The organism is Georgenia alba (genome assembly GCF_042665525.1).
GTDB lineage: Bacteria > Actinomycetota > Actinomycetes > Actinomycetales > Actinomycetaceae > Allobogoriella > Allobogoriella alba.
Window position 1 is genome coordinate 79,364 of sequence record NZ_JBHTCQ010000002.1, and the last position, 26,535, is coordinate 105,898.

General features: G+C 71.3%; 25 protein-coding genes. 16 read left to right on the top strand and 9 right to left on the bottom strand.

What is annotated here, in order from left to right; translation table 11 throughout:
• Window positions 1–44: 44 nt before the first annotated feature.
• The 3 genes from ACFQQL_RS10295 to ACFQQL_RS10305 are packed head-to-tail and all read left to right on the top strand — an operon-like array spanning window position 45 to window position 3,162.
• Window positions 45–1,430 carry an extracellular solute-binding protein gene (locus tag ACFQQL_RS10295; protein ID WP_382393988.1) on the top strand — a complete coding sequence of 462 codons (1,386 nt, stop codon included), beginning with the start codon at window positions 45–47 and terminating at the stop codon, window positions 1,428–1,430.
• A 44-nt stretch (window positions 1,431–1,474) separates the two neighbouring features.
• Window positions 1,475–2,332 carry a carbohydrate ABC transporter permease gene (locus ACFQQL_RS10300; RefSeq protein WP_382395352.1) on the top strand — a complete coding sequence of 286 codons (858 nt, stop codon included), beginning with the start codon at window positions 1,475–1,477 and terminating at the stop codon, window positions 2,330–2,332.
• A gap of 11 nt (window positions 2,333–2,343) precedes the next feature.
• On the top strand, window positions 2,344–3,162 hold the full coding sequence (locus tag ACFQQL_RS10305; RefSeq protein ID WP_382395354.1) for a carbohydrate ABC transporter permease: 819 nt from the start codon (window positions 2,344–2,346) through the stop codon (window positions 3,160–3,162).
• A 36-nt stretch (window positions 3,163–3,198) separates the two neighbouring features.
• On the opposite strand, the gene ACFQQL_RS10310 is transcribed toward ACFQQL_RS10305, so the two are convergent.
• Window positions 3,199–3,726: a hypothetical protein gene (locus ACFQQL_RS10310; RefSeq protein WP_382393990.1), complete on the bottom strand. Its 528-nt coding sequence runs from the start codon at window positions 3,724–3,726 to the stop codon at window positions 3,199–3,201.
• Window positions 3,727–3,836: 110 nt separating this feature from the next.
• Here ACFQQL_RS10310 and ACFQQL_RS10315 point away from each other — a divergent pair, with 110 nt between their 5' ends.
• The gene (locus ACFQQL_RS10315; RefSeq protein WP_382393992.1) at window positions 3,837–4,496 is read left to right on the top strand and encodes an SDR family oxidoreductase; all 660 of its coding nucleotides are present in this window, start codon (window positions 3,837–3,839) and stop codon (window positions 4,494–4,496) included.
• Here the strand turns inward: ACFQQL_RS10315 and ACFQQL_RS10320 are convergent.
• Window positions 4,483–5,460, bottom strand: coding sequence for a LacI family DNA-binding transcriptional regulator (locus ACFQQL_RS10320; protein WP_382393994.1), 978 nt, complete (start codon window positions 5,458–5,460; stop codon window positions 4,483–4,485). The genes ACFQQL_RS10315 and ACFQQL_RS10320 overlap by 14 nt on opposite strands.
• Before the next feature lie 204 nt (window positions 5,461–5,664).
• Here ACFQQL_RS10320 and ACFQQL_RS10325 point away from each other — a divergent pair, with 204 nt between their 5' ends.
• The 9 genes from ACFQQL_RS10325 to proB all read left to right on the top strand — a co-directional run bounded on the left by ACFQQL_RS10325 (window position 5,665) and on the right by proB (window position 15,248).
• Window positions 5,665–6,750, top strand: coding sequence for a glycoside hydrolase family 172 protein (locus ACFQQL_RS10325; RefSeq protein ID WP_465254041.1), 1,086 nt, complete (start codon window positions 5,665–5,667; stop codon window positions 6,748–6,750).
• A gap of 13 nt (window positions 6,751–6,763) precedes the next feature.
• A complete protein-coding gene (locus ACFQQL_RS10330; protein ID WP_382393998.1) occupies window positions 6,764–8,113 on the top strand; it encodes an ABC transporter substrate-binding protein in 1,350 nt (449 codons plus the stop codon).
• Window positions 8,110–9,048 (top strand): carbohydrate ABC transporter permease, encoded by a 939-nt coding sequence (locus tag ACFQQL_RS10335; RefSeq protein WP_382394000.1) that lies wholly within the window; start codon window positions 8,110–8,112, stop codon window positions 9,046–9,048. The genes ACFQQL_RS10330 and ACFQQL_RS10335 overlap by 4 nt, the downstream gene beginning before the upstream one ends.
• A gap of 145 nt (window positions 9,049–9,193) precedes the next feature.
• A complete protein-coding gene (locus ACFQQL_RS10340; RefSeq protein WP_465254047.1) occupies window positions 9,194–9,925 on the top strand; it encodes a carbohydrate ABC transporter permease in 732 nt (243 codons plus the stop codon).
• A 191-nt stretch (window positions 9,926–10,116) separates the two neighbouring features.
• Window positions 10,117–10,437, top strand: coding sequence for a 50S ribosomal protein L21 (gene rplU, locus ACFQQL_RS10345; protein ID WP_465254042.1), 321 nt, complete (start codon window positions 10,117–10,119; stop codon window positions 10,435–10,437).
• 54 nt (window positions 10,438–10,491) lie between these two features.
• Window positions 10,492–10,755: a 50S ribosomal protein L27 gene (gene rpmA, locus ACFQQL_RS10350; RefSeq protein ID WP_382394004.1), complete on the top strand. Its 264-nt coding sequence runs from the start codon at window positions 10,492–10,494 to the stop codon at window positions 10,753–10,755.
• 94 nt (window positions 10,756–10,849) lie between these two features.
• Window positions 10,850–12,361, top strand: a complete 1,512-nt coding sequence (gene obgE / locus ACFQQL_RS10355) for a GTPase ObgE (protein WP_382394006.1) — start codon at window positions 10,850–10,852, stop codon at window positions 12,359–12,361.
• Between the two features lie 128 nt (window positions 12,362–12,489).
• A complete protein-coding gene (locus ACFQQL_RS10360; protein WP_382394008.1) occupies window positions 12,490–14,010 on the top strand; it encodes a hypothetical protein in 1,521 nt (506 codons plus the stop codon).
• Window positions 14,011–14,075: 65 nt separating this feature from the next.
• A complete protein-coding gene (gene proB / locus ACFQQL_RS10365) occupies window positions 14,076–15,248 on the top strand; it encodes a glutamate 5-kinase (protein ID WP_382394010.1) in 1,173 nt (390 codons plus the stop codon).
• Window positions 15,249–15,252: 4 nt separating this feature from the next.
• Here the strand turns inward: proB and ACFQQL_RS10370 are convergent, their stop codons facing one another.
• The 7 genes from ACFQQL_RS10370 to ACFQQL_RS10400 form a co-directional block, all read right to left on the bottom strand.
• A complete protein-coding gene (locus tag ACFQQL_RS10370; RefSeq protein WP_382394012.1) occupies window positions 15,253–16,080 on the bottom strand; it encodes a carbohydrate ABC transporter permease in 828 nt (275 codons plus the stop codon).
• Window positions 16,077–16,931 carry a carbohydrate ABC transporter permease gene (locus tag ACFQQL_RS10375; RefSeq protein WP_382394014.1) on the bottom strand — a complete coding sequence of 285 codons (855 nt, stop codon included), beginning with the start codon at window positions 16,929–16,931 and terminating at the stop codon, window positions 16,077–16,079. Before ACFQQL_RS10375 ends, ACFQQL_RS10370 begins: the two co-directional genes overlap by 4 nt.
• A gap of 77 nt (window positions 16,932–17,008) precedes the next feature.
• Window positions 17,009–18,313, bottom strand: a complete 1,305-nt coding sequence (locus ACFQQL_RS10380; RefSeq protein WP_382394016.1) for an ABC transporter substrate-binding protein — start codon at window positions 18,311–18,313, stop codon at window positions 17,009–17,011.
• Window positions 18,310–19,638: an FAD-dependent oxidoreductase gene (locus ACFQQL_RS10385; protein WP_382394018.1), complete on the bottom strand. Its 1,329-nt coding sequence runs from the start codon at window positions 19,636–19,638 to the stop codon at window positions 18,310–18,312. Before ACFQQL_RS10385 ends, ACFQQL_RS10380 begins: the two co-directional genes overlap by 4 nt.
• A complete protein-coding gene (locus ACFQQL_RS10390) occupies window positions 19,635–20,429 on the bottom strand; it encodes an IclR family transcriptional regulator (protein WP_382394020.1) in 795 nt (264 codons plus the stop codon). Before ACFQQL_RS10390 ends, ACFQQL_RS10385 begins: the two co-directional genes overlap by 4 nt.
• A gap of 181 nt (window positions 20,430–20,610) precedes the next feature.
• Entirely contained in the window at window positions 20,611–21,408 is a 798-nt protein-coding gene (locus tag ACFQQL_RS10395) for an alpha/beta fold hydrolase (RefSeq protein ID WP_382394022.1), read from the bottom strand.
• 84 nt (window positions 21,409–21,492) lie between these two features.
• The gene (locus tag ACFQQL_RS10400) at window positions 21,493–22,146 is read right to left on the bottom strand and encodes a hypothetical protein (protein ID WP_382394024.1); all 654 of its coding nucleotides are present in this window, start codon (window positions 22,144–22,146) and stop codon (window positions 21,493–21,495) included.
• 374 nt (window positions 22,147–22,520) lie between these two features.
• Here ACFQQL_RS10400 and ACFQQL_RS10405 point away from each other — a divergent pair, with 374 nt between their 5' ends.
• From ACFQQL_RS10405 to ACFQQL_RS10415, 3 genes are all read left to right on the top strand, one after another.
• A complete protein-coding gene (locus tag ACFQQL_RS10405; protein ID WP_382394026.1) occupies window positions 22,521–23,555 on the top strand; it encodes an LLM class oxidoreductase in 1,035 nt (344 codons plus the stop codon).
• Between the two features lie 145 nt (window positions 23,556–23,700).
• Window positions 23,701–23,829 carry a hypothetical protein gene (locus ACFQQL_RS10410; protein WP_382394028.1) on the top strand — a complete coding sequence of 43 codons (129 nt, stop codon included), beginning with the start codon at window positions 23,701–23,703 and terminating at the stop codon, window positions 23,827–23,829.
• Window positions 23,830–23,977: 148 nt separating this feature from the next.
• A complete protein-coding gene (locus ACFQQL_RS10415; RefSeq protein WP_382394030.1) occupies window positions 23,978–26,500 on the top strand; it encodes a GH116 family glycosyl-hydrolase in 2,523 nt (840 codons plus the stop codon).
• Window positions 26,501–26,535: the final 35 nt, after the last annotated feature.

The window sequence follows — 26,535 nt, forward strand, 5'->3', positions numbered from 1 at the left end:
GGGCCGTGTCCGCCACAATGGGGCCGAGAAGACAGGAGACTCCCATGACCTTCGCTCTGCGTGCCCGGACGATCTCGGGCCTCGGCACCGTGGCCGCGGCCGTCCTCGCCCTGGCAGCCTGCACCCCCGGTTCCAACACCGCCCCCGAGGAGACGCAGGAGCCGACCGGCGGGCCGAGCGAGGTGGTCACCGACATCTCCGACGTCGGCGACGTCACGCTCGTCGTGTGGGACCAGGAGGTCCGGGGCGGGCAGAACGAGCAGATCGAGCAGCTCAACGCCGCGTTCATGGAGGAGTACCCGAACGTGGACATCCAGCGGCGCACCCAGTCCACGGACGACCTCAACGCCACGCTGCGTCTGGCGCTGTCCGGCGAGGACGCGCCCGACGTCACCCAGGTCAACAACTCGCGCTCCCAGATGGGCCAGTACGTCGCCGCCGGTCAGCTGCTGGCCCTCGACGACTACGCCGCCGCCTACGGCTGGACCGAGCGGTTCGGCGAGTCGGTCCTGCAGAACAGCAGCTACAGCCCCGACGGCGTGACCTTCGGCGAGGGCTCGGTCTACGGCCTGCCGCAGGTCGGCGAGGTCGTGGGCGTCTACTACAACCGCACCAAGCTGGAGGAGCTCGGCCTCGAGGTGCCGCAGACGTGGTCCGAGTTCACCGACCAGCTCGCGACCATCTCCGAGGCCGGTGAGACCCCGCTGATGCTCGGCAACCTCGACCAGTGGCCCGCGCTGCACGTCCTCGGGCCTGTCCAGGGCGCCTACGTCGACGCCGCGGAGGTCCGCGACCTCGGCTTCGGCAACGCGGGCGCCACCTGGACCGACGACGCCAACCTGCAGGCGGCCACCACCGTGCAGGAGTGGGCGGAGGCCGGGTACTTCAACGACGGCTTCAACGGCGCGGACTACGACGCCGTGTGGCAGTCGTTCACCGAGGGTGAGGGCGTGTACCTCATGGCGGGCTCGTGGCTCGCCGCGGACATCCACGCCGCCATGGGCGAGGACGTGGGCTTCTTCGCCCCGCCGCCCACGCAGGAGGGCGCCGGACCGGTGACGACCGGCGCGACCGGCCTGCCGTTCGCCGTGACCTCGCAGGCCGAGCACCCTGAGGTGGCTGCTGCCTACATCGACTTCATCACCAGCCCGGATGCCATGTCCGTGATCGCCGAGACGGGCAACATGCCGGTGGTCGACACCGCGGAGCACGAGGCGCCGGACCCGCTGAACGCCGAGGTGTACGAGGCCTACGGCCAGGCGGTCGGCGAGGGCGCGCTGCTGCCCTACCTCGACTGGGCGACGCCCACGATGGGGGAGACCCTGGGGCAGGCGCTGCAGTCGCTCCTGGCAGGCGAGATGACGCCGGAGGAGTTCGCGCAGGCGGCCGAGGACGACTACGCGGCGTTCGTCGGCGACGCGAACCCGTGACCGTGCCCCGCCGCACCCCGCGGGAGCGGGCGGGGCGGCGGAGCATGTACGGCGCCACGCCGTACTGGTTCGTGCTGCCCGCGTTCGTGGTCTACGCGATCTTCCTGCTCTACCCGCTCGGCAAGGCCGTGCAGATCTCGCTCTACGAGTGGGACGGGCTGACCCTGGCGACGTTCGTCGGCCTCGCGAACTACGCGGAGGTGCTGACGGACGGCGCGCTGCGCGCGGCCTTCGGGCACGCCGCGGTCCTCATCTTCTTCTTCTCGGTGCTCCCGCTCGGCATCGGCCTGGTGCTCGCGGCGCTGCTGGTCCGTGCCCGGGTGCGCGGCCTGGCGTTCTTCCGCACCGTGGTCTTCCTCCCGCAGGTGATCGCGATGGTCGTCGTGGCGGTCGCCTGGCGGCAGATCTACGCGCCGGACGGGCACCTCAACACCCTGCTGCGCGCCGTCGGGCTCGATGCGCTCACCCGCACCTGGCTGGGTGACTTCACCCTCACGCTGCCCGCCGTGGGCCTCATCGGCACCTGGGTCTCCACCGGCCTGGTGACCGTGCTGCTCATGTCCGGCATGACGCGGGTCCCGACCGAGCTGTACGAGGCGGCCCGCCTCGACGGTGCCGGCCCGGTCCGGACGTTCCTGGCGATCACGGTGCCCTCGGTGCGGGCCGAGGTCGTCGTCGCGCTCACCCTGACCATCGTCGCGGCGCTGAAGACCTTCGACCTGGTCTACGTCACCACCGGCGGCGGACCCGGCAGCACGACGACGGTCCCCAGCTTCGAGGTCTACCGTCGTGCCTTCGAGCTCGGCCAGGTCGGCTCGGCCGCCGCCGTCGCGGTGGTGCTGACGGTGCTGATCTTCGGGGTCAACCTCGCGGTGAACCGGATCGGGGAGCGGGAGCGGTGACGGGCACGGGCGTGCGGGTCTCGGCCGGGGAGCGGGCTGCCAACTACGGCATCCTCGTCTTCTTCGCGCTGCTCGCCCTCGCACCGGTGGGGACGATCCTGGTCACGGCCCTCTCGCCGGAGACACCCGCGGACGCCGAGGCCGGCGGGCCGCTGCACTGGGAGAACTTCGCGCGGGCGTGGGAGCAGGGCCGGTTCGGCGAGTACCTGCAGAACTCGGTCATGGTGGCCCTGGTGGTCGTCACGCTCGCGACGGTGCTGTCGGTGATGTCCGGGTACGCGTTCGGCACCTTCACCTTCCCGGGGTCGCAGGTGCTGTTCTACGTGTTCCTGCTCGGGATCATGGTTCCGGCCGAGGCGATCGTCGTCCCGCTGTTCTTCGACCTGCGCTACCTCGGTCTCACCGACACGATCTGGGCCATCGCGCTGCCGCAGGTGGCCCAGTCCGTGGCCTTCGGGACCTTCTGGATGCGCGCCTGGTTCCGTGGCGCGAACCGGTCCCTGGTGGAGGCGGCCCGGATCGACGGCGCCGGTCACCATCGCGTGCTGTGGCAGGTCCTCGTCCCGGTGGCCCGACCGGCGCTGGTGACCATGGTGCTGCTGATGTTCATGTGGACCTGGAACGAGTTCCTCATCCCGCTGGTCATGTCCCCGTCCGGGCAGCTGCGCACCGCGCCGCTCGGCCTCGCGCTCTTCCAGGGCCAGTACGTGCAGGGCACCACGCTGCTGGCCGCCGGCGCGGTCATGGTGGCCCTGCCGGTGGTCGTCCTCTACCTGATCCTCCAGCGGCACTTCATCGCGGGGATGCTCTCCGGCGCCGTCCGGGAGTGAGGAGGCCCGGGCGCCGTTCCCGGGACGCGCGGGCACTCAGGTGCGTTCGGGCATCCACCGGGTCCCGGTGGTGTACGGCGTCCGCACGTGCGTGATCGACCCGCGCGTCACGGCGATCCCGGCCTCGCGGGCGGCCCGCTCGACCGTCCCGATCAGCTCCTGCCACCGCGGGCCGCCCTGCGGGAAGCCCCGCTCGTCGCGCGAGGACTCGATCGCGAGGCGCGAGCCGGCCTCGGTGCGCGTCAGGGCGAGCACGGCGTCGTCGTTCTCGCCGATGACGGCCCGGAGGTTCCAGCGGCCGTGCCCGATCGGGACGGCCGCCTGCGGATCGGCGGCGAGGGCCTTGGTGACCACGGGGTCGACGTCCTCGGCCGGCGCGGCGAAGTCCAGGGTCGCGCCCAGGTTGGCCAGGATGCCGGGCATCTTGCCGGCGAACATCCGCTTGGTGAGTCCCTCACCCAGGCGGCTGCCCAGGTCCCTGCTCCTGCGGCGCAGGGGCCGCAGCAGGAGGAAGAGCACGATGACCACGCCGGCGACCAGGGCGAACAGCACGGGAGTGTCCATCGTGGATGTATACACCGAGGGGCGTGCGGTGTCCGGCGGGGGCACGGGGGTGACGGAGCGGTCGGTCGCACAGGTGACGTCCCGGTGCCGGGGCCAGTAGCGTCGATGCCATGCGCATCGTCATCGCCGGAGGCCACGGCAAGATCGCCCGTCACCTGGCCCGACAGCTCGCCGCTCGCGGCGACATGGTCCTCGGGATCATCCGGAACCCCGATCACGTCCCCGACCTGCAGCAGGACGGCGCCCACCCCGTGGTCCTGGACCTCGAGCGGGCCGGCGTCGACGAGCTCGCGACGATCGTCACCGGCGCGGACGCGGTCGTCTTCGCCGCCGGCGCGGGACCGGGCAGCGGTGCGCCGCGCAAGGACACGGTCGACCGCGGTGCGGCCGTGCTCCTGGCGGACGCCGCGCAGGCCGCGGGCGTCCGCCGGTACCTCATGGTCTCCTCCATGGGTGCCGCCACCGGCGGGGCCGGGATCGAGGACGAGGTCTTCGCGGCCTACCAGGACGCCAAGAAGGCCGCGGACGAGGACCTGATGGCCCGCGACCTCGACTGGACGATCATCCGCCCTGGCCGGCTGACCGACGGGCCCGGCACCGGGCTGGTACGGCTCGCCGCCGAGACCGGGCGCGGGGACGTGCCACGCGAAGACGTCGCGAGCGTGCTGCGCGGAGCGCTCGACGACGACTCGACCGTCGGGCTGGTGGCCGAGCTCGTCTCCGGGGACGACCCCGTCGACGTGGCGCTCTCCGCCGTCAGTCGCGGGTAGCGCCGAGGCTGACCGGCTGGGTGGGCTGGACCACCCGCCGCGCCGGGCCCGACTCGCCCCGGATCCGTTCCACCAGCATCCGGGCCGCCGTCAGGCCCATCTCCCGCGGCCGCAGCTGCAGCAGCGAGACGTCGTCCACCCGCGAGGTCACGAACGGCAGGTCGCCGATGATCCCCAGCCCGACGTCGCGGTGCGAGGTCGCCGAGAGCACCCGCAGGGCGCCCACGCCCACCAGGTTGTTCGTGGCCAGTACGGCGTCCGGCGGCTTCGGGCCGGCCAGCAGGTCGCGCATCGCCGCCTCGCCGCCGTCGACCCGGAAGTTCGCGAAGACCAGGCTCTCCTCCGGAGCCGGCAGGTCGGCCTCCGCGAGCGCCTGGCGCCACCCCTCGGCGCGGGCGACCGCCGTCGGGGTGGTGTGCGGGCCGGTGACGCACGCGATGCGCCGGTAGCCGCGCTCCACGAGCGCGCGCGTCGCCCGCAGCCCCAGCTCGACGTTGTCGAACGTCACCTGGTCGATGCCGTCGTCCACGGCGCGGTCCACGATGACCACCGAGCGGTGCCGCTCGATCAGTCGCTGCAACAGCTCCGAGGGGCCGGCGGGCGCCAGGATGACGCCGGCCATGTTCTCGTCCTCCGCGACGCGGAGGTACTGCTCCTGCTTCTCCGGGTCCTCGTCGGTGTTGCAGAGCACCACCGACAGCCCCGCCTCCTGAGCGACGTCCTGGACCCCGCGCGCGAGCGAGGTGAAGAACGGGTTCTCGATGTCGGGCAGCACGAGCGCGATGACCTCGGAGTGCTGGCGCCGCAGGGACCGGGCGGTCCGGTTGGGGGAGTAGCCGAGCTCGTCGATCGCGCGCCGCACGGCAGCCTCGAGGTCCTCCCGGACCGACTTGCCGTTCAGGACCCGTGAGACCGTCGCCGTCGACACGCCGGCCAGTGCCGCGACGTCCACGATCCTCGCCATCTCACCCCTCCCGACGTTGCTTCACCCTAAGGGCACGAGGCGGCGAACCGGGCCAACAACGGGCCGCTCAGCAGGCAAGTTGACACCCCTCGGGTCGGCCTCTACCGTCTGAAATCGATTACTCACCATAGCGCGGTTGTCCAGCGGTCTCCCGCCCACGCCGTGGCCCGCGCACCGACGCCCCCTCACCGAGGAGCCCTCCGTATGACGCCGTCCGACATCGCTGCCTTGCGACCCGTGACCACCCGGTCCATCAGCCCGGAGAACTTCACCGGCGAGAAAGGTGCGGGAGGCCGCGCCACCGAGGGCACCGGCGCCGGGCCCGCGCGGGACCTCGGGCAGGGCTGGAAGGTCTCGCCGAGCGTCGAGATCGCGGCGGGAGAGACGTTCGACGTCGCCCGGATCGCGGGACCGGGGCGCATCACGCACATCTGGCTCACCACGCACACCGACCACTGGCGCTCTCTCCTGCTGCGCGCCTACTGGGACGGTGCGGACGAGCCGGCCGTCGAGGTCCCGGTGGGCGACTTCTTCGGCCAGGGCTGGGGCAGCTTCGCCCAGCTGAGCTCCGCGATGGTCGCCGTCAACCCGCACGGCGGGTTCAACAGCTACTGGCCCATGCCCTTCCGGCAGGACGCGCGGATCACGGTCGAGAACCTCGGCCAGGAGCCCGCGGTCGTCTACTACCAGGTCACCTACGAGCTCGGTGAGCAGAGCCCGGAGGCGGGTTACCTGCACGCCCAGTGGCGCCGCTCGAACCCGCTGCCGGACCGCACCACGCACCCGATCCTCGAGGGCGTGCGTGGCAGCGGCCAGTACGTGGGCACCTACCTCGCCTGGGGCGTCAACAGCTCCGGCTGGTGGGGCGAGGGCGAGATCAAGTTCTACATGGACGGGGACCGCGGCGACTCCGCAGACGGCAGCCGCGGCGGGTTCCCGACGATCTGCGGCACCGGCACCGAGGACTACATCGGCGGCGCCTGGAACTTCGACGTGCCGGGCCAGGGCTACACCGCGTTCAGCACGCCCTACCTCGGCCTGCACCAGATCCTTCGGCCGGACGGGCTCTACCGCTCCCAGCAGCGGTTCGGGATGTACCGCTGGCACGTGCCGGACCCGATCCGGTTCGAGGAGGACCTCACGGTCGACATCCAGGCGCTCGGCTGGCGCTCCGGGCACCGGTACCTGCCCCTGCACGACGACATCGCCTCCACGGCGCTGTTCTACCTCGACCGGCCGACGGCGCAGCGTCCGGAGACGCCCGACGCCGACGCCCTCGAGGTTCTCTGAGACGGGCACCACGATGAGCAACCAGCTGAGCCGACGCGGCGCCCTCCGCCTCGGCGTCGCAGCCGCCGGCGGCCTCGGCGGCGCCTGGGCCCTCGGCGGATGCACGCCGAGCTCGGGCGCGCAGGGGCAGGCCATGCAGTTCTGGAACAACTACTCGCCCCAGACGGTGACCGACCCGAACATCGTCGCCCAGAGCGACTGGTTCCTGGACGCCACCGCCCGGTGGGAGGAGGCCGGGGAACGGCCGGTCGAGATGGTCTACATCCCCGGCTACACCGACCCGACGAACACGCGGATCACGACGGCGTTCGCCTCGGGCGCCGGTCCCGACCTGTTCCTCATCTCGCCCGGCGACTTCCTGCGCTACTACAACGGCGGGGTCCTGACCGACCTCACGGACTACATGAGCCAGGAGGCGATCGACGACTACTACCCGGACGCGCTCGCCACCCGGATGGTCGACGGCCGGGTCTACGGCCTGCCGATGGAGCAGGAGCCGCTGGCGGTCTTCTACGACATCCCGGCGTTCGAGGAGGCGGGCCTGTCCGAGGGCGATCTGCCCCAGACGTGGGACGAGATGCTCGAGCTCGGGCGTCGGCTCAGCGGCGGCCAGCGTGCGGGCCTGGTGTTCGACACGACGCCGAGCTACTACCAGAACTTCACCTTCTACCCCTGGGTCTGGCAGGGCGGCGGCGACGTCATCGACCCGGAGAGCCAGCGGCCGATCTTCGACTCGGACGCGGCGGTCCAGGCCCTGGCGATGTACCAGGAGGCCGTCCAGTCCGGCGCCTCGCCACGCACGCTGCCAGCCGGCGGTGACCTGGTCGGCGCGTTCACCAGCGGCTACGCGGCCATGTGGCACACCGGCATCTGGCAGGTCGAGGCCATGCGCCAGAACGCGCCTGACCACCCCTATGGCATCTTCCCGATGCCGACCCCGCCCGGAGGGGAGCCGACCACGGTTCTCGGCGGATGGGCGTTCGTGGTGAACAGCCGCGGTGTGGACCCGGACGCCGCGGCCCGGTTCACCGTGGAGCTCATGGGCAGCATGAGCCGGGAGTCGATCGACGCCCTGGTGCAGTGGAACGGCGTCGCCAAGGGCAACCTGCCCGCACGCCGGTCCGTCACGGAGGCGATCGGCGACTCCGGGGCGTTCGAGGACCCGATCCTGCAGCGCTTCCGGGACGAGATCCTGCCCACCGGTCGTGCCGAGCCGCGCTACCCACCGGTGATCTACAAGGCCGTGTCCAACGCCATCCAGAAGGCGATGCTGGCGGGCGCTGACCCACGGGCAGAGGCGCAGACCGCCCAGTCCGCGATCGAGAGCTACCTGGAGACCTACGAAGGAGGCTCGCTCATATGAGTGCCATCTCGGTCTCCCGCACCGCGGGCAAGCCCTCGGGGGCGAACGGACGGGCAGAGCGCGCCCGGCGCGAGCGGCGGGCCGCCTTCTGGTTCCTGCTGCCCGACACCCTGGGCCTGCTCGTCTTCGTCGCGATCCCCATGCTGCTGGCCATCGCGCTCGGCTTCTTCCGGATCGACGGGTTCGGCTCGTTCGACTTCATCGGGCTGGACAACTACGTCCGCATGTTCGGCGACCCGGCGTTCTGGAGCAGCGTGCGGATCACGCTGCTGTACCTCGTCGGCGTCGTCCCGGCGATCTTCGTCATCGGCCTGGCGCTCGCGCTGCTCGTCCAGCAGCGCATCCCGTTCGTCGGGGCGATCCGCAGCATGCTGTTCGTGCCGTACGTCATCTCGCTCGTCGTCGTGGCGATGGTGTGGCAGTTCATGCTGGGTGAGCGCACGGGCGTGGTGAGCCGGCTCTTCGGGCTCTTCGGGATGGAGAACGTCTCGTTCCTGGGCGAGCCCAACCTGGCCCTCGGCGCGGTCATCGTGGTGACCATCTGGTTCCAGATGGGCTACTACATGATCATCTTCCTCGCCGGGCTGCAGGACATCCCGGCGGAGTACTACGAGGCCGCCCGGATCGACGGCACGAGCGCCTGGCAGCGGCTGCGGCACATCACGCTGCCGCTGCTGCGCCCGACGAGCTTCTTCGTCATCATCACCGCCACCGTCGGGGTCATCACCGGCGGGCTCGACCTCGTCTTCGTCCTGACCGGCGGCGGACCGGCCGGAGCGACGTCGCTGCTCATCTTCTACGTCTACGAGCAGGCGTTCCTCTTCGGCGAGCTCGGCTATGCGGCGGCCATCGGCTCCGTCCTGGTCGTCGTCATGCTCGCCTGGTCCGGCCTGATGTTCGCGATCACCCGGGGAGGGCGATTCGACAATGACTGACACCGCCACGGCGCCCGCGCAGGTCTCGGCACCCACCGGGGCGGCCCCACGCGCCAAGGGCGACCGCCTGTGGACCGGCCGTCGCACCACCCTGACCATCCTCGGCCTGATCGTCGGCCTGCTGACGATCTTCCCGCTCGTGTGGATGGTGGCCGGCTCCTTCAAGGGGCCCGCGGAGGTCAACAGCGTCGACCTGATCCCGGCCGAGCCGACGCTGGAGAACTTCCGGTACGTCTTCACCGAGGTGCCGTTCCTGCGGTACATGTTCAACAGCTTCTTCATCTCGGCGACCATCACCGTGCTGGCGCTGTGGTTCCACTCGATGGCCGCCTATGCGCTGGCGCGGCTGAAGTTCCGTGGCCGCGAGACGCTGTTCCTGCTGATCTTCTCGACCCTGCTGGTCAGCCTGCCGGTCATCCTCATCCCGACGTTCGTGGTCGTGCGGACCCTCGGGATGGTCGACAGCTACGCGGGTCTGATCGTCCCGGCGATCTTCAACGCGTTCGGCATCTTCCTGCTGCGGCAGTTCTACGTCTCGCTCCCGGCCGAGCTGGAGGAGGCGGCGCTCGTCGACGGCGCCAGCTACTGGCGCATCTACCGCAGCATCATCCTGCCGCTCTCCCGGCCGATCCTCTCGGCGCTCGCGGTGTTCTTCTTCCTGGCCAACTGGAACTCGTTCGTGTGGCCGCTGACGATCACCTCAGACCCCGACCTGCGCGTGGTCCAGCTCGGCATCGCGACGTTCCAGCAGCAGTACGCCGCCGACTGGAACTACGTGCTGGCGGCCTCGACCGTCGCGGCGATGCCGACGCTGCTGATCTTCTTCTTCTTCCAGAAGCAGATCGTGGAGTCCATCAAGACGGCCGGCTTCAAGTGAGCTGTTCGCGGTCGCCGGAGTGGGTGTGCCAGATCCCACAGGAGCATCGCGGGGATCACACCCCGCGGAGGTTTGCCGGGAACGGCGCCGGCGCGTAATCTAGAGCGTCGGTGCCCTGGGTGTGCACCGGTTCCGTGAGTCTCGAGCGCCTCGCCCTGCGCGCACGGCCGCTCGACCCGCAAACGACAGAGATGAGCAGCAACGTGGTGTACGCGATCGTCAAGGCCGGCGGCCGACAGGAGAAGGTGTCCGTCGGCGACGTCGTCGTCGTGGACCGTCTGAGCGGCGAGGTGGGGCAGAGCGTCGAGCTGCAGCCCCTCATGCTCGTCGACGGCGAGAAGGTCACCACGGGTGCCGACGACCTCGCCAAGGTGAAGGTCACCGCGGAGATCGTCCGGGACGAGAAGGGCCCGAAGATCTCCATCATGAAGTTCAAGAACAAGACCGGCTACCGCCGCCGTCAGGGTTACCGCTCGAGCCTGACCCGGCTGAAGGTCACCGGGATCAAGTAATCGCGGCCCGTAAGGGTCCTTCGCCAGTCAGCACGAGTAGAAGGCAGGTTCGAGATGGCACACAAGAAGGGCGCCAGCTCCTCCCGGAACGGCCGCGACTCCAACGCCCAGCGCCTCGGTGTGAAGCGCTTCGGCGGTGAGGTCGTCAAGGCCGGCGAGATTCTCGTCCGTCAGCGCGGCACGCACTTCCACCCCGGCAACAACGTCGGCCGGGGCAAGGACGACACGCTGTTCGCGCTCGAGGCCGGTTCGGTGGCCTTCGCGAGCCGCCGCGGCCGCAAGGTCGTCGACGTGGTGCTCGCCGAGACCACGGTCTGACCGACCGACAGACCACGCTCCAGGGGCGGACGGCGCGAGCCGTCCGCCCCTGCTGCATGCTTGAGACGGCACGACGCCGAAGGACGGAGGAGCGATGGCCACGTTCGTGGACCGGGTCGTGATCCACGTCGCCGCCGGCGACGGTGGGCACGGCTGCGCCTCCATCCGACGTGAGAAGTTCAAGCCGCTCGCCGGGCCCGACGGCGCCAACGGCGGCAAGGGCGGCGACATCGTCCTCGAGGTCGACCCGCAGACCACGACGCTGCTCGGCTACCACCACCAGCCGCACCGGAAGGCCGAGTCCGGCACCCAGGGGTCCGGGGACATGCGGGCCGGCAAGACCGGGGCCGACCTCGTGCTGCCCGTGCCGGACGGCACCGTGGTCAAGACGCCCGACGGCGAGGTGCTCGCCGACCTCGTCGGCGCCGGCGCCCGTTACGTGGCGGCGAAGGGCGGTCACGGTGGTCTCGGCAATGCCGCGCTCGCCTCACCACGCCGCAAGGCGCCCGGCTTCGCGCTCCTCGGCGAGGAGGGGGAGCAGGCCGACCTCGTCCTCGAGCTGAAGTCGGTGGCCGACGTCGCCCTCGTCGGCTTCCCCAGCGCGGGCAAGTCCTCGCTGGTCGCCGCCATGTCCGCCGCCCGGCCCAAGATCGCCGACTACCCGTTCACGACCCTGGTGCCGAACCTCGGCGTCGTGCAGGCGGGCGACGAGCGTTACACGGTGGCGGACGTGCCCGGACTCATCCCCGGTGCCGCACAGGGCAAGGGCCTCGGACTGGAGTTCCTCCGGCACGTCGAGCGGTGCGCCGTGCTCGTGCACGTCCTGGACTGCGCGACCCTCGAGCCGAACCGCGACCCGCTGAGCGACCTCGACGTCATCGAGGCCGAGCTCGCCCAGTACGCCGCCGACCTGTCCGCAGGCGTCCCGCTCATGGAGCGGCCCCGGGTCGTCGTCCTCAACAAGATCGATGTGCCCGACGCCCGCGAGCTCGCCGAGCTCGTCCGGCCGGACCTTCAGGCCCGCGGACTGACGGTCTTCGAGGTCTCCACGGCGTCGCACGAGGGCCTGCGGGAGCTGTCCTTCGCGCTGGCGCGGACGGTGGCCGAGGCCCGTGCCGCGGCGCCCCCCGCCGAACCCGCGCGGATCGTGCTGCGGCCGAGGGCGGTCGACGACGCCGGGTTCACCGTGACGGCGCGGCGGGGGTCGGACGGCCCGTACTTCCAGGTGCGGGGCGTCAAGCCCGAGCGCTGGGTGCGGCAGACCGACTTCACCAACGACGAGGCGGTCGGCTACCTCGCGGACCGGCTGAACCGGCTCGGGGTGGAGGACGAGCTGTTCGCCGTCGGCGCGGTCGCCGGGGACACGGTGGTGATCGGTCCGGACGACGGCGGTGTGGTCTTCGACTGGGAGCCGACGCTGCACACCGGCGCCGAGCTGCTCGGTCCGCGGGGGACCGACCAGCGGCTGGAGGAGGGCGCCCGGCCGACTCGCGCCGAGCGGCGCCGCGGCTACCACGAGCTGATGGACGCCAAGGCGGCGGCGCGCGAGGAGCTCTGGACCGAACGGGAGGCCGGGCGATGGACCGACCCCGACGAAGAAGCGTGATCCCGCTCACACCGGTCCGCGCCGATACGCCGCGAACCTGAGGATTTCCTGATCACACACGGCGTTTCCGGTGGCGTACGGTCGCCCAGACGCCACGCACGAACGTTCCCGCCCACCCGAGGAGAAGCATGTCCACTCCCGAAGAGCCCCGACGCCGTCCGGAGGACGCCGCGGCCGCCACCGCGGACGAGGACACCGAGACCGTCGACGTCGACCCCGAGGACGTCGAGGACGACGACGTCGAGAGGGACCGGCAGGACGAGACGGAGTCCTACGGCGTCCCCGAGCTCGACGACGCCGACGAGGACGACGAGGACGAGGACGACGACGTGGAGGGCACGCCGTCGGACACGATCGCCCGCGTCCTGAACCTGGCGGTCGGTCTCGTCGTGGCGGTGTTCATCGCGCTGCTCGTGATCGTCGCCCCGAACGCCGGGTCCACGCCGCGGAACGTCCCGATCGGCATGGCCGGTCCCGAGGCCACCGTCACCCAGCTCAGCGACCTGCTGGAGCAGGCACGGCCGGGCGCCTACGACGTGCGCACCTTCGACGGGGCGGAGGCCCTGCGGAGCGCCACCGAAAGCCGTGACGTCTATGGCGGTTTCGTCCTGAACCAGAACGCCCCCGCGATGTTCGTCGCCACGGGCGGCAACGCCGAGCAGGCCCAGTTCCTCAGCTCGCTCGGCCAGCAGATGGGGATCTCCAACGTCACGGACGTCGCCACGACCACGCCGCAGGACCCGGACGCGCTCGGCCTGGCGGTCACCGCGGTGCTCGCCGCCGTCGTGGGTCTGATCGCCGCCGTCGGGCTGCGCCAGCAGCTGGCGGGTCGCGTCCGCGCCCAGGCGATCGGCGCCGTCGCCCTCTCGGTCGTCCTCGGCCTGGCGTTCTCCGGGGCGCTCCACGGCCTCGGCTCGGTGGCGGGCGCCTTCTGGGCACTCGCCGGCGTCGTGTCGCTCGGTGTCCTCGCCCCGACCCTGCTCGGCGTCGGCCTGCTGGGCCTGGCCGGCCTCGCCGGGGGAGCCATCACCCTGCTCCTCCTGGTGCCCGCGATCGGGCTCGGCGCCCTGTGGAACGTGCCCGAGGCGATGCCCTCGGTCTGGGGCACCGTCGGTCAGTACCTGCCCACCGGTGCGACCGGCCAGGTCTTCACCTCGACCGCGTACTTCGGCGGCGGCGGGCTCATGCAGCCGCTGCTCGTGCTGCTCGGCTGGGCGCTCCTCGGCGCGCTGCTCGTGCTCGGCGCCGGGCTCTACGCCCGCCGCGTCGCGGCCCGGTCCGCGGCCCTGGAGAGCGCGTTGGCGACCGAGGCCGCCCTCGAGGACGACGACGACGAGCGCACCGACGACGAGGACGACGACGAGGACGCCGCACGCGACGACAAGATGCCGGAGGACTCCGCCGGTGCCACGGTGGAGGACATGGACGCTACGACGGACGACGACCGCCAGCCGGGACAGTCGGACTGGCTCCGTGACGGCGGCGCCGAGGACCGCCCCGGGTCGACCGAGGACGAGAAGACCGGCGACGCCCTGACGGCCTCGCAGGAGGTCCACGGCGACGAGGGCGGGGGTGACCCGGCCGCCGGAGCCGAGGAGGATGCGACCGACCGCCCGGACGGCGGACACCGCAGCTCCCGGGACGTCTAGGCGTCGGGCCGCTCGCACCAGCTTCCGGACGCACCGGGCACCAGCGGGCCGGTGTGCGGGAGGATGTGCCCGTGACCGAGCCGCGGACCCGGACCGACCTGCCGCGCGCACGGCGCGTCGTGGTCAAGGTCGGCTCCTCCTCGTTGACGGGGGCAGACGGGCACCTCGACGTGCCGGCGCTCGAGGCGCTGGTGACCGTCCTGGCGTCCGCACGCCGCGCGGGGCAGCAGGTGGTGCTGGTCTCCTCCGGCGCCATCGCCGCCGGCATCGGGCCGATCGGGCTCGCGGCGCGGCCGCGCGACCTGGCCACCGCCCAGGCCACCGCGAGCGTGGGCCAGGGGTTGCTCGTCGCCCGCTACACCGAGGCGTTCGGGATGCACGGCCTGCGCGTCGGCCAGGTGCTGCTCACCGCGGGTGACCTGGTCCGGCGCCAGCACTACGCCAATGCCCAGCGCGCCCTGGAGCGGCTCCTCGCGCTCGGCGTCGTGCCGGTGGTCAACGAGAACGACACCGTCGCCACGGACGAGATCCGGTTCGGCGACAACGATCGTCTCGCGGCGCTGGTCTCCCACCTCGTGCGCGCCGACGCTCTCGTGCTTCTCACCGACGTCGACGGCCTGTACGACGGACCGCCGGCCCGTGCGGGCTCCCGGCCGGTCCGCGAGGTGCGGTCCGCGGCCGACCTCGCCGACGTCGAGGTGACCGGCCGCGGCAGCGACATCGGCACCGGAGGGATGGTCACCAAGCTCGACGCCGCCTCGATCGCCACCGGCTCCGGCATCCCCGTCCTGCTGACCTCCGCACCCAACGCCGCCCGGGCCCTTGCCGGCGAGGAGGTGGGCACGTGGTTCGCGGCGACCGGTCGGCGCACCTCGGCGCGTCGCCTCTGGCTCGCCCATGCCGCGCAGGTGCGCGGACGCCTGCACCTGGACGCCGGGGCCGCTCGGGCGGTGACCGACGGCAAGCGCTCCTTGCTCGCCGCCGGGGTCACGGGCGTCGAGGGGGACTTCGAGCCGGGTGACGCCGTCGAGCTGGTCGGCCCCGACGGCGTCGTCGCGCGCGGTCTCGTCGCCTACGGCTCGACCGAGCTGCCCGACATGCTCGGGAAGTCCTCGGCGCAGCTGCGCCAGGACGGGGAGAACCTTCCACGCGCCGTGGTCCACCGCGACGACCTGGCGCAGCTGTCGGTGCACGTCCGTCGAGAGCGGCGCAGGGGCCGGTTCAGCCGGGGTAGTTGACGTCTCAACCCTTGATGCCGCTGGCGAAGCCGGCGATGAATGAGCGTTGCATGAGGAAGTACAAGACCAGCACGGGGACGATCGCGATCGCCATACCGGCGAAGAAGACTCCCCAGTCGGTCGCGAATTCGCCACGGAAGGCGAAGATCGCGACGGGCAGCGTCTGTTGCGGACTGCCGCCGACGTAAAGCAGGGGAGTGAGAAAGTCGTTCCAGGTGTTGATCCCGGTGAGGATGACGACCGTGCCGGTGATCGGACGGAGCAGCGGGAAGACGACCTTGCGGAAGGCCGTCAGCGCACCGGCGCCGTCGATCCGTGCCGCCTCCTCGTACTCGCGCGGGAGTGCGCGGACGAACCCGGCATAGAGGAAGATCGTGAACGGCAGTTGGTGGCCCGCCTCGAAAATGATCACCGCGGTCCACGTGCCGAGCAGGTTGGCGGTGTTCATCCACTGGTAGAGCGGCACCATCGCGAGCTGAAGCGGGATCATCAGGCCCAGCAGGAACAGTAGGTAGAGCCCGCCGCTCAATCTGCTCAGGCGCCGGGCCAGCACGTAGGCGGCGAGTGAGCCGAATGCGACGAGGATGACAACCGTGAGTGATGTGACCGTGATCGAGGAGACGTACGCGCTGCCGAGGTTCCCCCGATCCCAGGCCGTCGCATAGTTGGACCACTGCAGTGTGGTGGGCAGGGCCAGCGGGTCGGCGGCGACCTCGGACTGTGTCTTGAACGAGGCGGTGAAGAAGACGTAGAAGGGAAAGACGAATGCCGCTGCGGCGGCGATCATCCCCAGCTCGGTGCCGACGCGGGCCGGGGTGATCCGCCACCTCATCGGTCCACCTCGTAGCGGCGCAGCGCGCCGAGCTGGAGGAGCGCGAAGGCGAACACGAGCATGGTGAGCACCAACGCGATCGCCGTGGAGTAGCCGAAGTTCCCGGAGACGAACGCCTCCTTGTACATGATCACCGAGAGGACCTCGGTCGCGTAGCCCGGGCCTCCTCCCGTCATCGCGAAGACCTGGTCGAACACCTTGAGACTGGTGATCAGGGTCAACGACATCGCGACCGTGGTGGCCGGGATCAGCAACGGGATCGTGACCCTTCGGAGTCGCTGCCAGGTACCGGCACCGTCGAGCGCTGCCGACTCGAGGAGCTCAGCCGGGACCCCCTGGAGCCCGGCGAGGTAGATGACCATGGTCAACCCCGCGTTCTGCCAGATCATCACGGCGATCACCGTGACCAGTGCGATGTCGGAGTCGCCTAGCCAGTTCTGGGTGAGGCCGCCGAGACCCGCCGACCGCAGCACCGTGTTCAGTGGACCCGAGGGGGTCAGGAGGAACTGCCAGACGAACGCCACAACGACCGGAGGCAGCAGGGCCGGGGCGAAGAACAGGGTGCGCAGCACGTCCCGGGTGACCAGTGCCGTGTTGAGCGCCAGCGCCAGGGCGAGCCCGAGGATCGTCTGCAGCAGGGTCACCGTGACTGCGATGACCAGCGTGTTGCGAAGCGCGGCCATGGCCGCAGCATCGGACAGCAGTACGGAGAAGTTGTCCCAGCCCACGGAGGTGGTCTCGTCCGACCGGCCGCTCCAGTCCGTGAAAGCGTAGGTGGCACCCTGCACCGTCGGATACAGGACGACGAGGATGTACAGCGCCAGCGCCGGCAGCAGGAAGGCGTACGGCACGCCCGCCGGTGTCGTGCCCCCGACCCGGGACCGTACGGTTGCCGATGAGACGCCCCCGGGACGGGTGAGCGTTACCGTCACGGCGTCCCCTGGTCGTAGTCCTGGTCCATCCGGGTCAGCAGGTCCTCGACGGAGATCTCCGCGGCGTGCAGTTGTGCACCCGACTGCAGCATCGTCTGTTGGACGTCACCGTTCGGCCACAGGTAGTTCGCATACGGGACGATCCGGCCTTCGTCGACGAGGGGCTCCAGTGGCTCGAGCTGGTCGCCGGAGACGTCGACGTCGATGTCGAGACCGGGCATGACTGACAGCGCGTCCGCGTAGGTTCCGACGTTCCTCGGTCGGGCGAGGTACTCCAGGAAAGCCCGCGCGCCCTCCGGGTTCTCGGCCTCGGCGTTCACGGCGAGGTAGTCGGGGGCTGTCGGCAGCAACGTGGCGTCTGCGTCATCGTCGGCCGGCATGGCGAAGATGCCGATGTCCTCAGGCCCGTTCGGTGCGTAGCCGTAGACCTGGGGTAGCGAGGAATTGGTGAGCAGCATCATGCCGGCCTCACCCGTCGCGAGGTCCTGCATGGCCTGGTCGAAGGGCACCCCGAGCGCGTCCTCGGTGAAGAAGCCGCGGTCTCGAAGCTCCAGGTATTTCTCGAACACCTCGGTCCAGCCGGGGTGGTCGGCAAAGTTCACCTCGTCGGCCCGCATGCGGTCATCGAGGTTCGGTTCAGGACCGTAGAGCAAGGTGCCGGCCAGCGCGTAGACGTAGAACTGCAGGTAGATCGCGCCGTCGGCGAGGCCTAGTGCCTGGGCGGTTCGGCCAGAGTCCTCGATCGCCTGACTGACGTCGAGCAGTTCTGACCACGTCGTGGGCGGCTCCAGATCGAGCTCCTCGAATATCGAGACGTTGTAGGCCATGACGAGCGAGTTCCGGGCGACCGGAAAGCCGTAGAGGTTGCCGTCCACGCTCGCCAGGTCTGCAGTGTCGTCGTCGACAGCGTCCACCCAGGGTTCCTCCGAGAGGTCGAGCAATGTCCCTTCGCTGCCCAGCACACCGGCGGCGACGGGGCTGGAGTCTCCGGGGGAGACGCGGAAGAGGTCCGGAGCGGTCCCGGACCCGAGCTGGACCGTGAGCTGCTGGTTCAGGTCGGCGGTTTCGGCCGAGGTGAGGTCCAGCGTGGTCGCGCTTTCCTCCTCGAACCCTCCAACGAGCGTCTCCAGACCGGTGCCCTGCTCGGTAGAGACGTATGCCGTGACACCGGAGGCCGTGCCTCCGTTGGTCCCGTCCGCACCGCCCTGATTCACGAATCCGCTGCAGCCCACGAGCGACAGCGCGGTGGCGGCGCACAGGAGTGCGGTGCTACGTCGGACGTGCTTCGGGGTGCTGCTCATGGCCTCTCCTTCGAGGATCCAGGTTCCGGTTGCGTGGATAGGGCGGTCTCGTCCTCGCCCGCGACGTCGGGCACGATCGCGCCGTGCGCGCGCAGCGCGGCGCGAATCTTTTGCAGCGGTACGTCGACGGGAGCGACACCGAGATGGGCCGCGAGCGCCGTCGTCGCGCCGGCCGCCTGTCCCATCGCCATGCAGGATGCCTGCACCCGGTAGGCGGAGTTGGCCTCTTGGTCTCCGGCCACGGATCGGCCGGCAACCATGAGCCCATGGCTGTGCTGCGGGATCATCGCGGACCGCGGAACGGTTGGCACGACACCATGCGCGAGGGGGCGGATGTCGATCCCGTCGCCGTCGGAGGAGTGCACGTCGACGGGGTAGAAGCTGTAGCTCAACGCGTCGGGCCATAGTCGCCCGCCGGTGTAGTCGGCCACGGTGATCCGTTCCAGACCCTCGATCGTGTACGTCTCCCGCACGCCCGTCTCGGTGGCCCAGCGCTCGACCGTCAGACCATCGAGTCCGGGCAGTCCCCGCAGGAACCGGTAGACCCGCAGGAAGGTCCGTCGGCCGGCTATCTCGGCGGATGTCTTCTCGGCCGAGGTGCCCGCCCCTACCCCGGGGACGTGGATCGAGTTCTCCCCGCGACTCCGCAGAAACTTGCGCATCGGCGCCGTGAACCGCTGTAGGTCCCCTGGCAGGAGCCGCCCACCTGCGACGGCCTGCTCGTACTCGGCGTCGAGCAGGTCGTAATCGAGCGCGTCGGGATCGTAGCCTCCGAGCCGCACCATGATCGTGCCCGGCTGACGGGCGCGGTTCGCGCGCCGCGGCAGTCCGGCAAGAGCCACGACGTCCGCGTCGCCGGTGGCGTCGACCACCATTGCCGCCTCGACCGTGTGAAGGCCCTCCTTGCCGCACAGCGTCAGCCGCCATCCGGAGTCGGTCTGCTCGGCCGCGCCGACCATGGTGTGGAGCAGGAGATCGGCGCCCGAGTCCATGATGGTTTCGTCGATCACGGCCGCGAGGACGGCGGGCTGCACCGGCACCTGCAGCTTGTAGTGGGGCAGGTCCCATCGCGTGAAGTCCGGCAGCTCCTGGCCGGTCAGTGCCGCGGTCCGGGAGACCATCTCCCAGCCGACCCCGGCGATGATCTGTCGGCCCCAGGCGTGGAAGAGGCCGGGAAGGGCGACGCCGGCAACCGTCGTTGTGCCGCCGAGCGCACCGTTCTTCTCGACGAGGAGCGTGCGGGCACCCAGGCGAGCGGCCTGGATCGCTGCCGGCGACCCTGCGGGGCCGCCCCCGAAAACGACGACGTCGTAACGCTCGCTCATCGTCGGTCCGTCCGACCGCCGAGCAGGGCTGACAGATGCGATGCGCAGGCGACAACCGCGGCCCGCAACGTCTCATCGTGTTCAGGTGTCCGGCGTACCGCGGGATAACCCACGCACACCGCAGCCACCACCCTGTCGGAGTGGTCCCGGACCGGTGCCGCCACGCCGCAGACGCCGGGTGCCTCTTCCTCGAAGTTGGTGGCGAACCCGTCGTGTTCGATCCGCTTCGCGAGCTTCTCGAGTGCGGCGACGTCCTCTGTCACGGTGCTACGCCACGGCGCTGACGACACCAGTGCACGACGTTCGTCTGGATCGAGCCCAGCGAAGAGCACCTTGCCGGCTGCGGTCCGAAACGGAGGTGCGGGCAGGTCGTGCGACCGAGTCGGGTTGACGTTGAGCAGCTGCTGGCTCACCAGTACGGAGATGTCGACTCGCTGTGCGTCCTTGAGTACGGACAGGTGGACGGTCTCGTCGGTCGCGAGCCACAGCTCATGCAGCAGGGGTGCTGCCACCGAAGCCAGGTCGGACTGATCGACGTACGCGCGGTTCAACTCGAAGAACGACGGACCGAGGAGGTACCGGCGTCCGGGCTCGGTCTGGCGTACCAGACCATGGGTCACAAGGGCGCTGAGGAGGGTTCGTGCCGTTGAGGCGGGAAGGCCGACGTCCTGTGCGAGCGACCCGAGCGACTGACCGCTCGGACCACCGTCTGCGATCCGGCGAAGGAGCGCCATCGAGCGGTCGATCACCTGGATCGAGCTGCGTGCTCCACCGGGATGCGAAGTGGTCATGGCCGCCTCAGCGTGGCTTTCGACAATATCGAATATCGCTCGACTATGTCGTTGACGCGACGCTAACGCCACCGAAGCGCGACCGTCAATCTGCCTCGTGGTCGAGAGGTCGCCACACCGACCACATTCGACGTGACGTCTTCACTGATACGTGGCTTCTCATCGCCAGGTGCGGCGCAGATCAACCCCGGTAGAACGCGTCCAGGACCGGGGCGAGACGGGCCGGGTCCACCCGGTGACCGGTGCCGGGCACCACGGCACGCTCCGCACGCGGCACCGCGGTGGTGATTGCCTCGGCGGCGTCGTCGAAGAAGCCGGGCTGCAGGCCGCCCATCACCGGGTCGAGCACGGCGCCGGTCGCGACGAGAACCGGCACGTCGATCGAGCCGAGCAGCTCGACGGGCACCACCCCGTCGCCCAGGCACGCAGCGTCGTGGGCGAGCGTCGGGGCCACCGCCTCCAGCTGCGGCCAGTACTCGGAGGCCCGCGCGCCGGCGACGTCCTCCGGCGAGGCGCCCGCGAGCCCCATGAACAGAGCGACCGCGTCGCCGTGCCGCCCATCGTCCAGCGCCGCGGCGAGGTCCCGCCGGTAGGCGCCCCAGACCTGCACCATCCCCTCGTCCACCATGTACGGGACCTCGTACACCGCGACCCGCGCCACCGCGAAGCCCGCGGCGACGGCCCGGAGCACCAGCGCGCCGCCGGAGGAGGCGCCGAACAGGTGCGCGGGTGGCCCCAGTGCCTCGACCAGAGCGGCGAGGTCCTCGATCTCCCGCTCGACGGCGTACGCCGGAGAGTTCCCGCTGCGGCCGCGGCCGCGCCGGGAGTAGGTGCACACCGTCCAACCCTCGAGCGCCTCGAGGAGCCCGGCGTTCTCGGCCCCGTCGTCGAGGGCGCCACCGACGAGGACGACCGTCGGTCCCTCCCCACGGTGCTCGTACGCGATCCTCGTCCCGTCCTGCGACGTCACGCTCGGCATCGGCTGCTCCTCGCTCCCGTGGCGCGGTCGGGCGCGCCGGCTGGCAGGAGTGAACCGCAGTCGGGCCGGTACGTCGAGAGCCGGTTACGTCGAGAGCCCGGAGGGCAACGCCAGGCCACCTGCGGCGACCGCGCGGCGGAGACGGTCCCGGGCCCGGGGTGCACGCAGGCGTTCGACGTTCCCGAGCTCGCCCGGCAGGTGGCGGCGCAACCACGCCAGCACCTCCCGCTGAGGGCCGAAGTGCCGCGGTCGGCCGGCGCGGCCCAGAACGCCGTGGCGGGAGTCGTACACGTGGGCCCGTACCACCGTTCGGTCCGGCAGGACGCACCTCACCCGCCGCGCCCGGCGGACGTAGTTCGGCTCGGACGCGTCGAGGGCCGCCAGCTGACGGTCGTCGAACCAGCCGAGCGAGACGGACGCCGTCGCGCCGCCGTCGGCGAACGGCGCGGCGGCGACGTACCCGCCGGCCGAGACGTGCGCGGAGTGCCCGACGCCGAGGTTCTCCGCCGTCGCGGGGGAGAGCGGCACGCCCGGGTCGAGGAGCCCGTCGAGCTTCCGGCGCAGCACGTGCTCCACCGCGTTCGACCCGACGGCGACGACCGGGGTGAGATGCTCCAGCCGCTCCGTCGGCGGCCACGCGGCGGCGGGGTCGGAATCGCCGGCGACGACCATCGGCGCCGTCGGCGGGCCGCCCCACGGGTAGCGGCGTGGGTCCAACGGCTCTGGCACGGGTCGCATGTCTCAGTCATCGAGGTTACGTGTCCAGGAGTTGACACGCGAGTTCGACACGGCTTAGCGTCAGCGGGCCGGCAGAATGCCGGCTGCCTGTGCATCCTTCCGCGAAGGACCGGAACGACCATGAACACGCACGTGCGCCACCGCCAGGACCTCCTGACGACTCGCCGCAGCATGTGCATGTCCATGTGCGCTCGTTCCCGAATGTCCGCCTGACGGCATTCCCGCGACGCCCCGGCGCGAACGAGCGCGCCGACGCGTCACCCCCGACCTGAGCCCCGTCGGCGGCGAGTGGCACGCCGCTGCACGGACCCGGCCTCGTCGGGTGTCCTTCCCAGTGCGCGCCGACCGCGCGACGACACCCCTGGATGTGCACCGTGGCTGCTCTCACCTCTTCTGTCCTGTCCTCTTCCGTCCTGTCCTCGTCCTCCACCCTGTCCCTGCTGCCCGGGAGCTCCGGGCCCGCCCGGTACGCGACGCTCGGGCTCGACCTGACCGGCCTGGGCGTTCGCACGGACGACCTCAGCGACGAGCTCCCCGTCGAGAAGGCCGACCTCGCCCGCATCGCCTCCTACACCCGTGCCGCGCACCAGGCCGGCGTGGGCCTGGTGTGCCTCGACGAGGCGTTCCGGCTCCGCTCGGACCACGCCGTCCGGCACCACGACTGGCTCGACCCGCTCGTCGCCGCCCGCCGCCTCGCCCCGCACGCCAGCGCCGGTCTGATCGCGGCCCTGCCGGCCGGCTTCGACCCCGACGTCATCGACGGCGAGCTCACCCGCGCCCCCCACGACCGGCGCACGTGGACCGGCCTCCAGGTCACCGGTGCGGACGCCGCCCGGCTCGCGACCCGGCGCCGCCCGACGCGCACCCGTCCGTCCCGTGTCGTCCTCGCTCTCTCGGGCGAGTCCGACGTCGAGCTCGCCGGGCGGTACGCCGACGTCGTGCGCCTCCGGGAGGCCGACCCGCAGCGGGCACGTCAGCTGCGGGACGCCGTGCGGGCCGAGGCTCGGTCCGCCGGGCGGAAGGGTGCCGTCACGGTGCTCGCCGACGTGCACACGGTGGTCTCCAGCGACCGGGCGAGCGCGGCCGAGCGGGCCGCGCTCGTCGCGGACATCGCCGGCGAGCAGGCCCCGTGGACCGGAGCACTGACGGCGTACGGGACCGTCGCCGACGTCGCAGACCTTCTCCAGGCCTGGCTCGAGGCCGGTGCTGCGGACGGCTTCGTGGCGCTCCCCGGATCGCTGCCCGCCGACGTCGCCGGACTCGTCCGTGGGGTCGTCCCAGAGCTGCGGAAGCGCGGCGTCCTGGAAGACCGTCCCACGGCGCCGGTGGTGTCGGCCCCGGCTGCACCGGCGGCGACAGAGACGACGAGCGCCCGGGCGCGGCTCAGGCGCGCAGCCGCCGTGGCCTGACCTTGCGCGGGCAGGGTTCCGCCCCGGGTGGGGTACAGTCAGCTCGGCGCTGCGCCGTTCCGGGACGTCAAGACCGTTCGCCGAAGGACTCGGTGTGAAAAGGGACCACAACCGAAGGCACGAAGATCCGATCATCCGTGCGGCGGTGGAACACGTCGATGAGGGACTACGGGCCCGCGTCTCGCACCCGCTGGCCCGGGCAGGGTTCTGGTTGGTGCTGATCGTCGCGCTCCTGGGCGGCCTCTGGCTGCTTGGTTTCGCGTTCGGCTCGTAGCGCGCCGGACGTAGCAGGCTCCGCCTTCCCGATCGACGCCCAGGGGGGGGCGGTTGACGCCTGCGGCCGAACGGAGCTAAGTTCGGGAGAAATCGATTACACACCGGGTGTCGTCGCGAGCACGGGCCCGCTCATCTGGAGATGGCATGTGAGGCACCTCAGTCACACGTCGGGAGGCAGCGTCGCCCTCCCGCTGGGCGGCATCGGGACCGGGAACGTCGCCGTCTGCGCCGACGGCGCGCTTCGCCAGTGGCAGCTGCACAACATCGGCAACCATCGCGGGGACCTGCCCTGGTCGTTCTTCGCCCTACGCGTCCAGCGGCACGAACCGCCTCTGAACGACGTCCGCATCCTGCAGGCCCCGCCCGCCGACCTCGACCGCCCGGCACCCCTGGTGACGGACCACGAGGTCCCGGCGTGGCAGCGGGACCTGCTCGCGAGGTTCGGCGGCGTCCGGGGCACCACGTTCCGGGGGACCTATCCGTTCGCCGCGGTCGACTACGACCTCGACGCTCCCGTGGACGTGCGGATGGAGGCCTTCACCCCGCTCGTCCCGCTCGACGTGGACCGCAGCTCCCTGCCCGCGGCGATGTTCACCTTCACGCTGACGAACACCGGCGACATCCCGCTCGGCGTCTGGCTCGGCGCGGCCATGCAGAACCCGGTCGGCCTCGACGGGACCACCGCGCCCGACGGCGTGCGGGCCGCCGGGTACGGCGGCAACACGAACCGGGTACGCCGCGAGGACGGCTGGACGTCCCTGGTCATGGAGAACGCGGGCCTGGACCCCCTCGCCCCGGGCGCCGGCCAGGCCGTGCTCACCTGCGACACGCCCTACACCGTCGCCCTGCCCCAGTGGGTGGAGGCCGGGGAGTTCCTGTCGTTCCTCCGCTCCCGCTCGCCCTACGCCGATCGGCCGCGCCTGGACGCCACCAGCTACGCGGCCGACCATCAGGCCGGTGCGCCCGTGGGCGCCGTCGGTCCGAGCCCGGCCGGGCAGACCTGGAACGGCGGACTCGCCGCCCCGCTGCGCCTCGCGCCCGGCGAGACCGCCACCGTGCGGTACGCGCTGACCTGGCACTTTCCCAACCGGTACGTCAACTTCCACCAGTTCGGCCCGCCCAACCCGCAGTGGGGCCCCACGCGGTTCTGGCTCGGCAACCACTACACGACCCGGTACCGCGACGCCGAGGGCGTCGCCGCACGCCTGCGCACCGAGTGGGAGGACCTCGAGCGGGACTCCCGCGCCTGGACGGACGTGCTCGCCGGATCGGGCCTGGGGGACGACGCCGTCGAACACCTGGCCGCCCAGGCCGCCGTGCTGCGCAGCCCCACGTGCTTCCGCACGGCCGACGGCGCCTTCTTCGGGTTCGAGGGGGTCAACGGCGCGTCGACCACCGGCCATGCGGGCGACGTCGGCGGCTCCTGCCCGCTGAACTGCACCCACGTGTGGAACTACGCCCAGGCGCTCGCCGCACTCTTCCCCGAGCTCGAGCGGTCGATGCGGGACACGGAGCTCGACGTGCTGCAGGCCCCGGACGGGTCCGTACCGCACCGGGTGATCTCCCCGACCTACCTGCCCCAGCTGTGGGGCAAGCCGATCGGCGGGCCGGACACGCCTGCGCTGGACGGCATGCTCGGGGTGCTGCTGAAGACCTACCGTGAGCTGCGCTCCGGTGCCGTCGACCTGGACTGGCTCGCCGCGCGCTGGTCGCGGCTGGTGCGCCTCCTGGAGCACGTCCGCGCCGGCTGGGACCCCGAGGGCACCGGGGTGCTGCGCGGCATCCAGCCGAGCACGCATGACATCGACCTGCGCGGCGTGAACACCTTCATGGGCACGTACTGGCTCGCCGCGCTGCGCGCCGTGGAGGAGATGGCGCGGCTGCGTGGCGAGGACCACCTCGCGGCGGAGGTGCGCGCGCTGTTCGAGCGGGGCAGCGCCGCCTACGACGAGCAGCTGTTCACCGGCGAGTACTACCGTCAGGTCCTCGAACCCGGCGAGCCCGACGAGTTCCAGTGGGGCGAGGGCTGCCTGTCCGACCAGCTCATCGGCCAGTGGTGGGCGCACGAGCTCGACCTCGGGCACCTGCTGCCCGCGGACCACGTGCGCACCGCGCTGAGGTCCGTCGTGCGGCACAACCTGCGCTCCGGCTTCGACGGGTTCGAGCACACCTACCGGGTCTTCGCCGACCGGGACGACACCGGCCTGCTGGTGTGCTCCTGGCCCACCGGCGGGCGGCCCGAGGTGCCGACCCGGTACGCCGACGAGGTCTGGACGGGCACCGAGCAGCAGGTCGCCGCGCTGTGTCTGCGCGAGGGGCTCGAGGACGAGGCGTGGGCGATCCTGGAGGGCCTCTGGCGCCGCTACGACGGCCGCCGTCGCAACCCGTACAACCACATCGAGTGCGGCGACCACTACGTCCGGTCGATGTCCGGATGGAGCGTCCTGCACGCCTGGACCGGGCGCGCCTGGGACGCCGTCAGCGGCACGCTCAGCCTCCGCGAGCCCGCACCGGGGGAGCGGCTGCCGGTCCTGACCGGCACCGGGTGGGGCTACGCCCGCCGCCGCGACGACGGGGAGACCGAGCTGGTCACCGTCGGCGGCGACCCCGGTGTGCGGTCGCTCGAGGTTCGCGCTGCGGGGGAGGTCCTGGCGCCCGACCACGCCTGAGACAACGTGACTGTGCGACGACGGACAGGAGACGA

Bases quoted from the DNA above. Each gene is read 5' to 3' on its own strand.
- ACFQQL_RS10295 (WP_382393988.1), top strand. From the start codon at position 45: ATGACCTTCGCTCTGCGTGCCCGGACGATCTCGGGCCTCGGCACCGTG.
- ACFQQL_RS10300 (WP_382395352.1), top strand. From the start codon at position 1,475: ATGTACGGCGCCACGCCGTACTGGTTCGTGCTGCCCGCGTTCGTGGTC.
- ACFQQL_RS10310 (WP_382393990.1), bottom strand. From the start codon at position 3,726: ATGGACACTCCCGTGCTGTTCGCCCTGGTCGCCGGCGTGGTCATCGTG.
- ACFQQL_RS10315 (WP_382393992.1), top strand. From the start codon at position 3,837: ATGCGCATCGTCATCGCCGGAGGCCACGGCAAGATCGCCCGTCACCTG.
- ACFQQL_RS10320 (WP_382393994.1), bottom strand. From the start codon at position 5,460: ATGGCGAGGATCGTGGACGTCGCGGCACTGGCCGGCGTGTCGACGGCG.
- ACFQQL_RS10325 (WP_465254041.1), top strand. From the start codon at position 5,665: ATGACGCCGTCCGACATCGCTGCCTTGCGACCCGTGACCACCCGGTCC.
- ACFQQL_RS10330 (WP_382393998.1), top strand. From the start codon at position 6,764: ATGAGCAACCAGCTGAGCCGACGCGGCGCCCTCCGCCTCGGCGTCGCA.
- ACFQQL_RS10335 (WP_382394000.1), top strand. From the start codon at position 8,110: ATGAGTGCCATCTCGGTCTCCCGCACCGCGGGCAAGCCCTCGGGGGCG.
- ACFQQL_RS10340 (WP_465254047.1), top strand. From the start codon at position 9,194: ATGGTGGCCGGCTCCTTCAAGGGGCCCGCGGAGGTCAACAGCGTCGAC.
- rplU (WP_465254042.1), top strand. From the start codon at position 10,117: ATGAGCAGCAACGTGGTGTACGCGATCGTCAAGGCCGGCGGCCGACAG.
- rpmA (WP_382394004.1), top strand. From the start codon at position 10,492: ATGGCACACAAGAAGGGCGCCAGCTCCTCCCGGAACGGCCGCGACTCC.
- obgE (WP_382394006.1), top strand. From the start codon at position 10,850: ATGGCCACGTTCGTGGACCGGGTCGTGATCCACGTCGCCGCCGGCGAC.
- ACFQQL_RS10360 (WP_382394008.1), top strand. From the start codon at position 12,490: ATGTCCACTCCCGAAGAGCCCCGACGCCGTCCGGAGGACGCCGCGGCC.
- ACFQQL_RS10370 (WP_382394012.1), bottom strand. From the start codon at position 16,080: ATGAGGTGGCGGATCACCCCGGCCCGCGTCGGCACCGAGCTGGGGATG.
- ACFQQL_RS10380 (WP_382394016.1), bottom strand. From the start codon at position 18,313: ATGAGCAGCACCCCGAAGCACGTCCGACGTAGCACCGCACTCCTGTGC.
- ACFQQL_RS10385 (WP_382394018.1), bottom strand. From the start codon at position 19,638: ATGAGCGAGCGTTACGACGTCGTCGTTTTCGGGGGCGGCCCCGCAGGG.
- ACFQQL_RS10390 (WP_382394020.1), bottom strand. From the start codon at position 20,429: ATGACCACTTCGCATCCCGGTGGAGCACGCAGCTCGATCCAGGTGATC.
- ACFQQL_RS10395 (WP_382394022.1), bottom strand. From the start codon at position 21,408: ATGCCGAGCGTGACGTCGCAGGACGGGACGAGGATCGCGTACGAGCAC.
- ACFQQL_RS10400 (WP_382394024.1), bottom strand. From the start codon at position 22,146: ATGCGACCCGTGCCAGAGCCGTTGGACCCACGCCGCTACCCGTGGGGC.